Here is a 14096-nt window from a genome sequence, read left to right on the forward strand (position 1 = left end):
ATTGGTGATGTCGGCGGTGTTGGCGGCGATGGCCGTCGTGTTCTGCGTCACCTGCTGGTTGGTGGCGAAGAGCTGCGAGCCATTGATGGCGTCGGTCGACGAATTGCTGAGCCGGCCCGCCGCGACATTGGTGATGGTCCGCTCCGCGCCGAGCGCGCCGACGCTGACAGTGCTCGTCGGCGTCGTGCCGGCGAAGCTGTAGGCCGTGCCGCCGATCGTCGCGCCGCTGGTGCCGACCGCCGTCGCGGTCACCGAGCCCGAACCGAGCGCTACGTCGCCGGAGCTTGCCGTCGCCGTCGCGCCGTTGCCCAGCGCGACATTGCCGGCAAGGCCGGCTGCACCCGCCGTCGAGCCATTGCCCAGCGCCACGGAGCCTTGCCCGACGGCCTTGTTGTTGTTGCCGATGGCAACCGCGCCTGCGGCCTGGTTTGCGGCTGTGGCGGTTGCCGTGCCGTCGCTGTTGGCGATGTTGTTGGCGCCGCCGGTGAAGGCGCCGGTGCCGCTGGCATAGCTCGGATCGCCGATGGAGACCGCGCCGTTGCCGTAAGCCGTGTTGCCCGAACCGATGGAGACGGCCTTGCCGCCGGTTGCCACCGCATTGGTGCCCATGGCGACCGCTTCGGCCGAATCCGCCTTGGCGTTGTTGCCCACGGCGATGGCGCTCGTGGCGCTGGCGGTGGAGAGGGCGCCCAGCGCAACCGCATTCTGGGCGCCGGCATTCGCTCCTACGCCGAAAGCGGATGCTTGAACGCCGGTTGCAAACGCGTTCTGGCCGATCGCCGTGCTGGACGTGGCGGTGGCGTTTGCGTTGGCGCCGACGGCGGTGCTGTATTGGCCCGAGGCCTTGGATATGTACCCCATCGCCGTTGCGTCAAGCGCCGACGCGACGGCCTCACGTCCTACGGCAGCGGAATCAGCGCCGCTGGCGACAGATCCCCAGCCTGCGGCTGTCGCATAGTTGTTGCTGGCCGTGGAACTGGTGCCGAGGGCTGTGGAATTGCCTCCCGAAGCAACGGACAAGGTGCCCAAGGCATTGGCGCCTGCCCCGGTGGCACTGGCCTGGACGCCGAGGGCAACGGAATTGACACCGCTCGAGATCGTACCTTGGCCAAGTGCCATCGCTCCGCCTGTACCGGAGGCTGCCGCATTCAGGCCGATTGCGACGCCGTATTGGGTCGACGCACTGGCGTTGCTTCCCATCGCAACGGCATCGGCGGAAGATGCTTTCGCGGCGGTGCCGAGCGCGACGGCAGAAGCGCCGGAAGAGACCGAATTCGTGCCGATCGCGATGCTGTTGGGCAGTGCGGTGTTGGCCTGAACACCCGCCAGTGCGCCGACGCCGAATGCGATGGACTGGTTGCCCCAGGCACTGGCGGTGTTGCCCATCGCCGTTGCGCTCGTTCCGGTCGCTTTGGTCAGGACGCCTATGGCAACGGTGTTTTGCTGATTTGCCGTGACATCCGTACCAAGGGCGATGGCGCCCTGCGAGAGCGCGCCTGATCCCGCGAGGGTGCGCCCGCCAATGTTGATGGAGTTGATGCTGGTCGCGGTCGCCTGGAATCCAATGGCGACGGCATTCTGGTTGCTTGCGACAGCGCTGTTACCTTGGGCAATCGAATCCACGCCGGATGCCGTTGCCCGAACCCGAGCGCGGTGGCGCGCAATCCGGTCGCCCGGGTAACAGGGCCGATCGCGGTCGAGTTGACTCCGTCGGCACGCGCATTATTGCCAAAAGCGGCCGCGCTTGTGGTTGCAACCGAATTGACGCCAATAGCGCTTGCTGCGTCCCCGTTGGCCTTGGCGTTCCCGCCCACGGCGAGGGCATTGACGCCGGTTGCGCCTGCGAAGACACCTATGCCTATGGAATTGAGGCCATTGACACCCATCGCATAGCCGATGGCGATCGTGCCGTCGCCCGTTGCACTGTTGGAACTGCCCAACGCCACGCTGTTATTGCCATTCGTCGCGGCGCCGTTACCGATGGCGACGGCGTTGCCGCCGGTCGCCGAACCGCCGCCAGCCTGATATTGTGCCTGGGCCGGTGTGGCGAGGCCGAGCGCGGCGATCGCGGCCAGGCCGCCGAGCACGCTGGCCGGGCTCACGCCACAGGCCAGAGCCGAACGCACGCTGGTGCCGCTTCCCAATGTTCCCAGACCCATATTCTTGCGACCGAATCCAAGAACCCGGTGAGCCATGCGCAGCACCGCCATCAGGCGGCGCCGCACCGAGCGGCTGTCGGCCGCGCCCGCGATCCAGTTTCCGACAAAGCTTGAAGAAAGTTCGATCCTTCTCCGCCCCTCGACGCGTTTGGTCATGCTAGTTTTTCCTCGCAATTGCCGAGGCGCTCTGATGTGCCGCACCATTCGCCTCGGTGGCCAAAAAATCTTCGAAATTGCGCGTCTTCTCCCGCAACGAGAGACCGACCTTCGCGCCTTGTTTTTCAATCAGCTGATAGGCGCTCGCGACCCATGGCTGCGTCGGTTCTGGAACCGTATGCAGTGCAGCCTCCGTCCGTTCCGGCGGCAGGCTTACCGCCACCAGCGCGCGGCAGAGATCGAAATGAAATCCCGGATCGCCTTCACCACAAGCCGGAGAGGTCAGTCCAAGCACGAAACAGGCCAGGAGATGGTCGAGTTCCGCAGCGCTGATCCGGCTGGCGTATTGGCGTTGCAGTGCAGCCCAGGCCGCTTCGGCCTTAGGCGCGAAGACCTCGATTTCCGCGAATTGAATGTCCATGGGACAATCCGACATGCTGTATCATCTGGTTGCTCCCCCGCCCCAAATGACTTCCATCGCGACCATGAGCACATTCGCGGTGCAGGTATTTTGGAATAATCCGGAATCTTTGTAGGAAAATCCGGTATTTGGTCCCTGCGCGACGACTGTGACTGCTCTGCCACACAACCTTCGACTATACTGAAGATCAATCGAGGTATCGCCACGGACAATCATGCGCGCCGCAACAAGCGTTAACGTTGCAGCTTCACCTGCCTGGGGGTTCTGTTCCGGTATCTGGACATGGTGACTGTCAAGTGGCTCTGGTCCGAGAATCCACTGAGATGAGCGACTTCCGCAATCGACAGGTCGCTCTCGATGAGAAGTTTTTCGGCGAAATCGAGACGCAGCCGCAGCAGATATTTGTGCGGCGGCTCGCCAAAAGTCTTGGTGAATGCCAGGATGAAATGGCTCGGCGACAGGCCACAGAGTGCGGCCAGCTCGGCCACCGCGATCTTGCTGGAAAAATTTACCTCCAGGAATTCCCGCACCCGCCGGGCGCTGCGGTTCGACAGACCGCCCTTTGGGGCTTGTGGCAACTTTCGCGCTCCTGCGTAGTTCCGAAGCAAATGGACGCCGAACATGGTGACCAACGAATCGACATAGAAGTCGTTTGGAGTTTCCCGATCCGTCAGTTCCGCCTTTAGCAACTGCGCGAGTTGCAGCGCCTGGAAGTCGACGGTCCCGTACGGCGGCGGTTGAAGCTCGGCATGGCCGGTGTCGAATTCACGCGTTGCCAGCTCGAAGAGACTCTCGGGGGTGAGCGCCACGATTGCGCTTTCCGTGGTGGATGACCGGGTCACCTTGCCGCCGAGATCGGCTGGGACGACCATGATCATACCGACGTCGCCGTCGTATTCGTGGACTTTGTCGCTGCCCAGCGATGCCGCTATCCCTGGTGAGGGTGCAAGCAGAACCGAAGCGAAATGTTCCGCCGCTTTGAATGTGTGTGATCCCGGCCGATGAACGACATGAGCCGCGCCGCCTCGAAACGTGACCAGGTAGCGCCCCGCGCTTTCCGGAATTCCGTCGAAGATGCGACGATCCGCGCGCCGCCGCTCTGTCCCGGCGCTTTCCTGGACGTTGCCTCTATGTTGCATCTTCGTCTCTGCCACTGCTGCGCCGATCAATCCAATCCTGTGCTGTATCGAGGCGCCCAGAATTCACGTTTGCTCCTGGGCGTTCCTTCGAATCCTACAGATGCTGCTTTATATTGCAAAGAAGAATTTGAGCTCAAGCGAAAATTTTACCAGGATTTTGACTATAAATTTACAGGTTTGAATTTTTAGCCAAGGCTACCTGACTATTTTCCGATCTTATCTTACCATTTTTAGCCTAGTTATTGTGCATAGTGCGCCGTCACAATCCAGCGTTGTATTCTGAATATAGATCGCGCGGCCATTGACAGAGCTGGTCGACTATCTGTCATCGCCACGGACGATCCAGCAGCAGTTATCGCCCGAACCATGGCTTCTTTCCCTTGTGCTTCTTCATGGCGGTGGCCAAATGGCCTTGATCCGAAAATCCCGCGAGGTAGGCGACTTCGGCGATGGCGACCCTCCGGGAGCGATCCAGGGCTGCGGACAGAGCATATCCCGCTCCCCCGCATGGTTGCTCTTCTGGGATTGGCATTTTCGGGGATTGTGTCGAGGGCGTGCCGATCGACCCGATCGGCGCCTGCGCTGCGTTCCTGAACCTCGCCCGCATTTTTCATTCAGCCTTGCCTCAGCCGCTTTGCCAGCCCATCGAAATTCCGTGCCGTGCAAACAGCCAACCCGGAAATCCGGACGGTAATTTGTATCCCCCATAGTCCTGCCCAAAGGCAGCGTAGCGCATCCCGCGGATAGAAAAAACATTGTAGGTGAAGAAAAAAGTTCGCGCGAGAAAAACATGGCCTGGCTTGGCCGGCGCTACGGAATTATCCGGCTCACGCAGGCCTGCTAAAGATCGCCTCGGCGTTTCTCGTACAGATCCCAGGACAGCTCGACCATGGCCAGAAGAACGTCTTCCTGGCTCCACCCGGCGGCAACCGCCGCCTCGACAATTCCGCGGACGAGCGGCAGCAATTGCCGCTCGCATTCGGCCGACAGGTTGGCCTCGGCGCCGTCGGCAGGCGGACTATCGAAATCAAATCCCACCATCGGCGTTCCCCCGCCATCAATGATCTAATGAAATGTATGTCTCTGCAATCATACACCCGTCTAATATACATCAATCGGTAACGAAACACAGCAGCGTCGAGATTGACAGGGCATGGCCGCCCCGATTGCAGCGGCTCCATGGTTCGTCTGGACGTCTTTTTTGGCCTCCTGTTGCCGGCATTGCATATCTTGGATGCGAACCCCAGGCATTCGCGTAAAGCTATCGGAATCCTGGCGGGGGTTTGCCGCATGGAGCGGCGAACCTGCCGCTTCATGACATCGATGAAGTCGATCAGGTCACCGGGCCGAGCAGGACCGAGCCATCCGGCACCCCGCCATCGATCGGGATGGCTCTGCGGTTTGCGCCCGCCGCCATCGGCTGGCCGATGTCGGACGTCACGATGACCGGGCTCTTCGACGGCACGCGGTCGTAGAGGTCGATGATGTCCTGATTTATCAGGCGCACGCAGCCTGACGAGACGGATTTGCCGATCGAGTTCCATTCCGGCGAGCCATGCAGGCGGTAGAGCGTGTCGACGTTGTCGTGGAACAGGTAGAGCGCGCGGGCGCCGAGCGGGTTCTTGAGGCCGCCGGGCATGCCGCCGTTCTTGGCGCTGTATTCTTCCAGTTCAGGCTGGCGGGCAACCATCTCATCGGGCGGCGTCCATTTCGGCCATTTCTGCTTCCACTGGACGACGGCGTCTCCCGACCATTCGAAGCCGGCGCGGCCGAGGCCGACGCCGTAACGGATCGCCTGGCCGCCTTCGCGCACCAGATAGAGGAAATGGTTGGTCGTATCGACGATGATGGTGCCTGGCCGCTGGCCGGTCGGATCGGGAACGATCTGGCGCAGGAACTGCGGGTCCATCTTCTTGATCGGGATGGCCGGGAGCTCGAACCCGCTGTCGGAAATCGGGCCGTACATCGTCGCATAGTCGCCGAGCGGCGGCTCGTCATAGGTCGGCGGTGGCGGTTCGACCGGCGCCGGCGCCGGTCCGGTGGTGGTGCAGGCGGAGACCGCAATCGAAGCGGCGCCAAGGGCTGCAGCATTCAGAAAGCCGCGACGGCTCAGGCGATAGGGGTCGATTTCGGTCTTCAACATGGTTGCCTTTTTTAAGTCTCGAATCGCAAGAAAGCGTGAATGCCTTCAAGCGGCGCAGTGGTCGGCCTCCCCCAATGCCTGACGCGATAGGCGGTTCCGATTCTGGCCTGAGGGTGGACAAACAAAGGCGAAGCTGTGACCGCCCTGCCACTGTTGCTCGAAGGCAACAGAGTGATCAGCCGCCGGTCAGCAGGCCTTCAAGCGACGGCAGGATCAGCGCCGGCGGGAAATCCCGGTATTCCTCGGGCTGGTTGGCGCGGTTGATCCAGACGGTGCGAAAGCCGAATTTGGTGGCGCCGGCGATGTCCCAGCGGTTGGACGACTGGAACGAGACGGCGCCCGGATAGAGCCGCCAGCCCGTCGCCACCATGTCGTAGGTCGACGGGTCGGTCTTGAAGCGCCTGACGGCGTCGACCGAAAAGATATCGTCCAGCACCTGGTCGAGGGCGGCCGACTTGACCGCCGCTTCCAGCATCTCGGGCGAGCCGTTGGACAGGATTGCGAGCTTGGCGCCGGATGCTTTCAGTGCCTTCAGCACGGCCGGCACTTCCGGATAGCAGTCGAGCCGCCAATAGGCTTCGAGCAGCTTGGCCTTCATTCCCTTGTCGGCGGAGGGAACCTTGCGCAGGGCGAAATCGAGCGCCTGTTCGGTGAGCTGCCAGAAATCGGCATAGCCGCCCATCAGCGTGCGCACCCAGGAATATTCCAGCTGCTTGGCGCGCCAGATTTCCGAAAGCAGCGGGCCGTCGGGGCCGATCTCGCCGTCGTGACGGCGCACGGCGGCGTGCACGTCGAACAACGTGCCATAGGCGTCGAAAACGTAAGCCGCGTAATGCATGGCGACAGTTTTGAGGGCAGGCGGCGCAAGGTGCAAGCATCGATTGTAGTCTTGATCGCTTTCTTGGGGCGCTCTGGCCTCAACAAAAACCGCTCCATGCCGGTTGACGGCGCCGGTCAAAGCATCTTCCAATGCTTGGCACAGGCAGCTTTGAAGCGGAACCGAACAATGACACTGGCGACTGCGGCGCTATCGGCGACATGGACCTTCGTCGACGGCGACTGGTACGAAGGCAACGTCGCCATTCTGGGTCCGCGCAGCCACGCCATGTGGCTCGGCACCAGCGTCTTCGACGGCGCCCGCTGGTTCGAAGGCGTCGCCCCCGATCTCGAGCTGCATGCCGCTAGGGTGAACGCATCGGCGACCGCGCTCGGCCTCGCGCCGTCGATGAGCGCCGATGAGATTGTTGGACTGACCTGGGACGGGCTGAAGAAGTTCGACGGCAAGACAGCGGTCTACATCAGGCCGATGTACTGGGCCGAGCATGGCGGCTACATGGGCGTGCCGGCCGATCCGGCCTCGACCCGTTTCTGCCTCTGCCTCTACGAATCGCCGATGATCTCGCCGACCGGCTTTTCGATCACCGTGTCGCCGTTCCGGCGGCCGACCATCGAGACCATGCCGACCAATGCCAAGGCCGGCTGCCTCTATCCCAACAATGGCCGCGCCATCCTCGAAGCGAAGGGACGCGGCTTCGACAATGCGCTGGTGCTGGACATGCTGGGCAATGTCGCCGAGACCGGAACCTCGAACATCTTCCTGGTCAAGGACAGCCACGTGTTGACGCCGGCGCCCAACGGCACCTTCCTGTCCGGCATCACCCGCTCGCGCACCATGACGCTGCTTGGCGATTACGGCTTCAAGACCACGGAGAAGATGCTGTCGGTGCGCGACTTTCTCGAAGCCGACGAGATATTTTCGACCGGAAACCATTCCAAGGTCGTGCCGATCACCCGCATCGAGGAGCGCGATCTGCAGCCCGGGCCGGTGGCCAAGAAAGCGCGCGACCTTTATTGGGAGTGGGCGCATTCGACTTCCGCCGGTTGAGCCGCTAAAAGGCAATTGGCGCTTCATTCCGGAGTTGTTCCAGATCAATGCAGCCCTATCTTAATCCGGTATCCGCACCGGATTTTTCCATGAGGAGTATGACCGATGGCTTTTGAATTGCCCGCCTTGCCCTACGACTACGAGGCCTTGCAGCCTTACATGTCGAAGGAGACGCTGGAGTATCACCACGACAAGCACCACAAGGCCTATGTCGACAACGGCAACAAGCTGGCCGCCGAAGCGGGCCTTGGCGATCTGTCGGTCGAAGAGGTGGTCAAGCAGTCGTTCGGCAAGAATGCCGGCCTCTTCAACAACGCAGCCCAGCACTACAACCACATCCATTTCTGGAAGTGGATGAAGAAGGGCGGCGGCGGCAACAAGCTTCCGGGCGCCCTGCAGAAGGCTTTCGACGCCGACCTCGGCGGCTACGACAAGTTCAAGGCCGACTTCATCGCCGCCGGCACCACGCAGTTCGGTTCGGGCTGGGCCTGGGTCTCGGTCAAGGACGGCAAGCTGGCGATATCCAAGACGCCGAACGGCGAGAACCCGCTCGTCCATGGCGCATCGCCGATCCTTGGCGTCGATGTCTGGGAACATTCCTATTACATCGACTACCGCAACGCGCGGCCGAAATATCTCGAGGCCTTCGTCGACAGCCTCATCAACTGGGACCATGTCCTTGAAATGTACGAAGAGGCGAAAGCCTGATCGACCCAGAGAAGCCCCGGTACTCCGGGGCTTTTCTTTCTCAGCTGAAGCAGCAGGCACACAAAATTCGGCAGAATCCGGCCGGCGGACAGGGAATAATCCCGGCCCGCCCTCCGTTAACGTTAGGTCGCGACCCCTCATCATCCTGGAGCCAATTGAATGAGAAAGCTTGTTATCGCCATCTCTATGCTCAGCCTCGCCGCCTCGGCGGCTTTTGCCGACCCGATCCTCGACCGACAGGGACTGATGAAGGAACGCGGCAAGATTGTCGGCGGCCTGTCGAAAATCGCCAAGGGCGAGGCAGACTTCGATGCCGCCGCCGTGCTGACGGCGCTGCAGGCGCTGCAAGTCAATGCCGAGAAGTTCGATGTCGACGCGCTGTTCCCGGCCGGCAGCGACAGCGGTGATACCACCGCCTCGCCCAAAATCTGGGAAGACATGGCGGGCTTCAAATCGACCGAGGACAAGTACCTCGCCGACGTCAAGGCCGCAGTCGCCGCCGCACCCGCCGATGTCGATGCGCTGAAGGCGCAGATCGATACGCTCGGCAGTGATTGCGGCACCTGCCACAAGACCTATCGGGTGAAGAAGAGCTGATCCCGGGCAATGCCCTTGTGGAAAAAATTTGTCGGCGCCGCCCTTGTCCTGGGCGTCGTCGGTGCCGGCGCCGGCTGGTTCCTGTCGGCGCCGGTCAAGCTCGACACTGGCACCCTGGCGCAGCTCGGCCCCGGCGACGCCGCCAGGGGGAAGCGCATTTTCAATGCCGGCGGCTGCACCTCCTGTCACGCCAAGCCGGGCTCGCAAGGCGACGGCCGTTTGCAACTGGTCGGCGGCCTCGAGCTCAAGACGCCGTTCGGCACCTTCGTGCCGCCCAACATCTCGCAGGATCCCAAGGACGGCATCGGCGCCTGGACGGTCGAGGACCTTGCCAACGCCATGCTGAAGGGCGTGTCGCCGTCGGGCGAGCATTTCTATCCGGCCTTCCCCTACACATCCTACGCCCGCATGAAGCCGGCTGATATTGCCGATCTCTATGCGTTCCTGAAGACGCTGCCGGCGGTGGCCGGCAAGGCGCCGGACAATTCGCTGAGTTTCCCCTTCAACATCCGTCGCGGCCTCGGCCTGTGGAAGCGGCTCTATCTCAGCAAGGAGCCGGTGATTGCCTTTGCCGATGGCACGCCTGATCCGGTACTGGCCGGCCGCTATCTGGTCGAGGGACCCGGCCATTGCGGCGAATGCCACACGCCGCGCGACTTCACCGGCGCCACTAGGAAGAGCCAGTGGCTGGCTGGCGCGTCGGCAGCCGAAGGCAGCGGCGTCGTGCCGAACATCACATCGGGCGAGGGCGGGCTCGGTGACTGGTCGGAAGCCGACATCGCCAACTATCTCGAAACCGGTTTTACCCCTGATTTCGATTCGGTCGGCGGCGCCATGGTCGACGTGCAGCGCAACATGGCCGAACTGCCGCCGGAAGATCGCGCGGCAATAGCCGCCTATCTCAAGGCGGTGCCGCCGCATCCCAACGGCTACCCGGTGCGCAGCAAGCCGGCCAAGTGATCCCGGCCACAGGTGGCGATCTACAGGTGGCGATCGCCGAGGAAGTCGAAGCCCGTCTCGAAGAAATGGCTGTAATTGCAGGTCAGTTCCTCGCCGGGTGCGATGTCGCGCAAGGCATAGGTTTCCTCGGGCGAGGAGACGTCGCAATTCGGTTCGTCGTCATGGTTCATGTAGCGGGCGTCGTCGGCTTCGAAGACGATGTAGTGCGGATCCCGGCGGTCTGGATAGGAATAACGGTCGAGATAGTTCTTCACCGGGCCGCTCTCGCCTTCATAGGTCTCGACGTCGATGATCCGGTCGAATCTGGGGTCGAGCTTCCAGACCAGCGTGCCCTTGGCAATGTGGTTCCTGGCGAAAACACCGATGCCCTGGATCGGGGATTTCTCGAGATAGGTGTCGACGAGCAACATAGTGGCCCCTTTGCGTATGTCATGGTCTGGAAGGTGGCGCGCATTGGGTAGCGCGCAGCCATTGCAAATGCGAGTGAAAATGAGCAGCCCGGAATTCAAAAAGTGACGACCGGCGCGCCTCGACGGGCGCGCCTGGCGCTTCGACATCAGCGCTGCTGCAAGGCCAGACGGACGCCTAACGCGCAGTAGATGCCGCCAACCACCTTGCCTTGCCATTTCACCACCGACGGATTGCGGCGCAGGAACGTGCCGAGCCGGCCCGCACTCACGGCAAAGACGACTGTGCTGAAAAGGCCGAGCAGAACAAAGATTATGCCCAGCGTCATCAGCTGGAGCATCACCGATCCGTTTTCAGGCCGCACGAACTGGGGCAGGAAGGCGAGGAAGAAAAGCGCCGTCTTTGGGTTAAGCACTTCGGTCAGGACAGCTTGACGAAACGCCTTGCTGGCGGAGATCGCGAGTGCGCCGGCAGTAGGGTCGGCCGGTATTCTCTCGATGATTGCGCGGATGCCGAGGTAAACGAGATACGCCGCGCCGATATATTTTACGACGCTGAACAGCGTTGCCGAAGTGGCGATGATCGCCGAAATGCCGACCATCGCCATGATGGTATGGAACACATCGCCAGCCGCGACGCCCGCGCCCGTCGCGACGCCGACCCTGGTTCCGGAACTCGTCGCTCGCGTGACCGTCAAAAGCGTGGCTGGGCCTGGAATAAACACAAAGCCAAGCACAACCGCTATGTAAGCCGTCAAGGTGGATAGATCGATCATTGCGACGCCTCCGTTGCATTCTCAGCCTTGCCCGTAACCTCGGGTTCGGGCTTGGCCGTAACCTTGAGCGCGAAGGAGTAGGTATAGGCGATCTCCTCCAGCCTTGAAAAGCGGCCGGAGGCGCCGGCATGGCCGGAATCCATGTTGATCTTGAACAGCACCGGATTGTCGCCGCTCTTGCGCTCGCGCAGCCGCGCCACCCATTTGGCCGGCTCCCAATAGGTGACGCGCGGATCGGTGAGGCCGGCCAGCGCCAGGATCGGCGGGTAGTCGTGATCGGCGACATTGTCATAGGGTGAGTAGGCGGCGATCGTTTGGTAATCTTCCGCCGACGCGATCGGGTTGCCCCATTCCGGCCACTCCGGCGGCGTCAGCGGCAAGCTTGCGTCGAGCATCGTGGTCAGCACGTCGACAAAGGGGACCTCGGCAACGATGGCGCCGAAATTTTGCGGCGCCATGTTGGCGATCGCACCCATCAGCATGCCGCCGGCCGAGCCGCCTTGCGCGACGATGCGGTCGTGTTGGGTGTAACGCTCGGCGACGAGATGCTGCGCGACGGCGATGAAATCGGTGAACGTGTTCATCTTGTGCGCCCGTTTGCCGTCGTCATACCAGCCATAGCCCTTGTCCTTGCCGCCGCGGACATGGGCGATGGCAAAGACAAAGCCACGGTCGACCAGCGAGAACCAGTTGGTGTTGAACGCCGCCGGAATGGCAATGCCGTAAGAGCCGTAGCCGTAAAGCAGGCACGGTGCGGAGCCATCGAGCGGCGTGTCGCGGTGGTGCAGCAGCGAGACCGGCACCAGTTCGCCATCGGCGGCCGGCGCCATCAACCGGCGCGTGACATAATGATCCGGATTGTGACCGGACGGCACTTCCTGGGTCTTCAGCAGCACACGCTCGCGGCTGCGCATATTGTAGTCGAAGACCTGCGCCGGGGTCGTCATCGACGAATAGGTGAAGCGCATGATCTCGGTGTCGTATTCATAGGACCCCGACAGGCCGAGCGAGAACGCCTCTTCGTCGAACGAGATCAGATGCTCCTCGCTGCTGCGGCGATCGCGCACGACGATGCGCGGCAGCCCTTCCTTGCGTTCGAGCCTGACCATATGATCCCTGAAGCCGACCACCGACAGGATCAGCCGGCCTGGCTCGTGCGCCACCAGCTCTTCCCAATTGGCGCGAACCGGGTCATCAGCCGGCGCCGTCATGATCTTGAAGTCCTTGGCGCCGTCGGCATTGGTGAGGATGAAGAAGATGTCGCCGCCTTCTTCCAGATCATATTGCAGGCCGGTCTCGCGCTTTGCCACCAGCTTTGGCTCGGCGAAAGGCTCATCGGCGCGCATCAGGTGATATTCCGAGGTTTCGTGATCGTTGATCCCGATCATGATCCATTCGTTGGAGCGCGTGCCGCCGACATCCATGAAGAAGCCGGGATCGGTTTCCTCATAGGTCAGCCGGTCATTAAGTGGGCTGCCGCCGAGCGCGTGGAACAGCACCTTGGACGGACGATGATTGTCGTCGAGCCTTGTGTAGAAGAAACCGTCATCGGCGGCATTCCAGACGCCGCCACCACTGGTGGCCTCGATCTGGTCGCTCAGTTCCTTGCCGCTGGTGAGATCGCGCACGCGAAGTGTGAAGAATTCAGAGCCCTTGTCGTCGAACGCCCACAACAGCTTGCGGTGATCGGCCGAATGGTCGACGCCGCCGAGGCGGAAATAGGGCTTGCCCTCGGCTTCCGCGTCGCCATCGAGCAGGATCTGCTCATCGCCGCCATCGCGCGGCATGCGGAAATAGCGGGGCTGTTCGCCGCCAAGCTTGAAGGATGCGCCGTAAGCATAGGGGCCATCCTTCATCGGCACCGTCGAATCATCTTCCTTGATGCGCCCCTTCATCTCGCCGAACAGCTGCTTCCGAAGCTCTAGCGTATCGGCCATAAGCACTGCTTGATAGGCGTTTTCGGCTTCGAGATGGGCGCGGATGCGGCCCTCAAGCAGGGAAGGGTCCCTGAACATCGCCTGCCAGTTCTCGGCCCTCAGCCAGGCATAGTCATCTGTGCGGGTAATGCCGTGATGCGTGTCGAAGACGGGGTGTTTCTCGGGGCTCGGCGGGCTGGCGGTCGGAAAAGCTGAGGTCTTGGTCATTGCGTCTCACTGAAGAAATTACTTGAATGGCAAATGAACACGCCGATCAGCACGGGTTCAAGGGCCGGGATGTATTGGTTGCGGCGGGCTCGGGAGATGAGCCAAAAGGAGAGGATGATGAATTTCCATATCAACACCGCTGCGGCTCTCGCCGTCGTCGCTTCGACCGTTCTGGCTTTCACCGGCCAGTCTCATGCAACCGCGTTCGCCGCTTGGCAAGTGGCTGGCGTGCCGTTCGGCGACACGCTCAACGTTCGCAAATATCCGTCCGGCACCTCGCAGAAGCAGGCCGCCTATCCCAACGGGACGATCCTGCAGATGACCGGCAAGTGCACCGGCGGCTTGAATCTTCTGGAGATCGCCGGCCAGCCGCACTGGAAACAGAAACAGGCAATTCGCTATCAATGGTGTCAAGTTTGGCACGACCCGGCGCAAAATGGTGGTTTTGTTAGTGGCTGGGTCTATGGAAAATACCTCACGCCGTATTGAATCCGGTCAGACCGAAGATCTTCTTCGGCGGGTTTCGCCAACCCTTTGCAACTTGCGGTTTGGTACGAATCCGACAATCAGCTGCCCAAACCTTGAAGCATAGACCAAGCAT

General features: G+C 61.7%; 13 protein-coding genes and 2 pseudogenes. 5 read left to right on the plus strand and 10 right to left on the minus strand.

The features are described from left to right. Positions 1-63: 63 nt before the first annotated feature. The 7 genes and pseudogenes from ACYG9Z_RS21760 to ACYG9Z_RS21790 all read right to left on the minus strand — a co-directional run. A pseudogene (locus tag ACYG9Z_RS21760) lies at positions 64-1623 on the minus strand (YadA family autotransporter adhesin); the annotation flags it as partial. Positions 1624-1673: 50 nt separating this feature from the next. Continuing rightward, positions 1674-2363, minus strand: a pseudogene (locus ACYG9Z_RS21765) (hypothetical protein); the annotation flags it as partial. Continuing rightward, on the minus strand, positions 2317-2736 hold the full coding sequence (locus ACYG9Z_RS21770; protein WP_023687221.1) for a hypothetical protein: 420 nt from the start codon (positions 2734-2736) through the stop codon (positions 2317-2319). The pseudogene ACYG9Z_RS21765 and the gene ACYG9Z_RS21770, both read right to left, overlap by 47 nt. A gap of 233 nt (positions 2737-2969) precedes the next feature. Next, positions 2970-3905, minus strand: a complete 936-nt coding sequence (locus ACYG9Z_RS21775; RefSeq protein ID WP_023752755.1) for a helix-turn-helix domain-containing protein — start codon at positions 3903-3905, stop codon at positions 2970-2972. An 810-nt stretch (positions 3906-4715) separates the two neighbouring features. Then, a complete protein-coding gene (locus ACYG9Z_RS21780; protein WP_023684556.1) occupies positions 4716-4916 on the minus strand; it encodes a hypothetical protein in 201 nt (66 codons plus the stop codon). 292 nt (positions 4917-5208) lie between these two features. After that, the gene (locus tag ACYG9Z_RS21785; protein WP_023735542.1) at positions 5209-6018 is read right to left on the minus strand and encodes a L,D-transpeptidase; all 810 of its coding nucleotides are present in this window, start codon (positions 6016-6018) and stop codon (positions 5209-5211) included. A 175-nt stretch (positions 6019-6193) separates the two neighbouring features. Then, positions 6194-6856, minus strand: a complete 663-nt coding sequence (locus ACYG9Z_RS21790) for a haloacid dehalogenase type II (protein ID WP_023735541.1) — start codon at positions 6854-6856, stop codon at positions 6194-6196. A gap of 168 nt (positions 6857-7024) precedes the next feature. Between ACYG9Z_RS21790 and ACYG9Z_RS21795 the strand changes: the two genes are divergently transcribed. The 4 genes from ACYG9Z_RS21795 to ACYG9Z_RS21810 all read left to right on the plus strand — a co-directional run bounded on the left by ACYG9Z_RS21795 (position 7025) and on the right by ACYG9Z_RS21810 (position 10168). Then, the gene (locus tag ACYG9Z_RS21795; protein ID WP_023752754.1) at positions 7025-7903 is read left to right on the plus strand and encodes a branched-chain amino acid aminotransferase; all 879 of its coding nucleotides are present in this window, start codon (positions 7025-7027) and stop codon (positions 7901-7903) included. Between the two features lie 105 nt (positions 7904-8008). Further along, a complete protein-coding gene (locus tag ACYG9Z_RS21800; RefSeq protein ID WP_023673687.1) occupies positions 8009-8611 on the plus strand; it encodes a superoxide dismutase in 603 nt (200 codons plus the stop codon). A 159-nt stretch (positions 8612-8770) separates the two neighbouring features. Next, entirely contained in the window at positions 8771-9208 is a 438-nt protein-coding gene (locus tag ACYG9Z_RS21805; RefSeq protein ID WP_023687226.1) for a c-type cytochrome, read from the plus strand. Positions 9209-9217: 9 nt separating this feature from the next. Beyond that, complete coding sequence (locus tag ACYG9Z_RS21810; RefSeq protein ID WP_023752753.1) at positions 9218-10168, plus strand: cytochrome c; 951 nt, start codon at positions 9218-9220, stop codon at positions 10166-10168. 20 nt (positions 10169-10188) lie between these two features. Here ACYG9Z_RS21810 and ACYG9Z_RS21815 read toward each other — a convergent pair whose 3' ends face one another. The 3 genes from ACYG9Z_RS21815 to ACYG9Z_RS21825 form a co-directional block, all read right to left on the minus strand. After that, positions 10189-10578, minus strand: coding sequence for an SET domain-containing protein (locus tag ACYG9Z_RS21815; protein ID WP_023752752.1), 390 nt, complete (start codon positions 10576-10578; stop codon positions 10189-10191). A 146-nt stretch (positions 10579-10724) separates the two neighbouring features. Further along, positions 10725-11351 carry a LysE family translocator gene (locus ACYG9Z_RS21820; protein ID WP_023702202.1) on the minus strand — a complete coding sequence of 209 codons (627 nt, stop codon included), beginning with the start codon at positions 11349-11351 and terminating at the stop codon, positions 10725-10727. After that, on the minus strand, positions 11348-13495 hold the full coding sequence (locus tag ACYG9Z_RS21825; protein ID WP_023752751.1) for a S9 family peptidase: 2148 nt from the start codon (positions 13493-13495) through the stop codon (positions 11348-11350). The genes ACYG9Z_RS21820 and ACYG9Z_RS21825 overlap by 4 nt, the downstream gene beginning before the upstream one ends. A gap of 114 nt (positions 13496-13609) precedes the next feature. Here ACYG9Z_RS21825 and ACYG9Z_RS21830 point away from each other — a divergent pair, with 114 nt between their 5' ends. Continuing rightward, positions 13610-13984: an SH3 domain-containing protein gene (locus ACYG9Z_RS21830; protein WP_023702200.1), complete on the plus strand. Its 375-nt coding sequence runs from the start codon at positions 13610-13612 to the stop codon at positions 13982-13984. Positions 13985-14096: the final 112 nt, after the last annotated feature.

Source organism: Mesorhizobium sp. RSR380A, assembly GCF_054719385.1.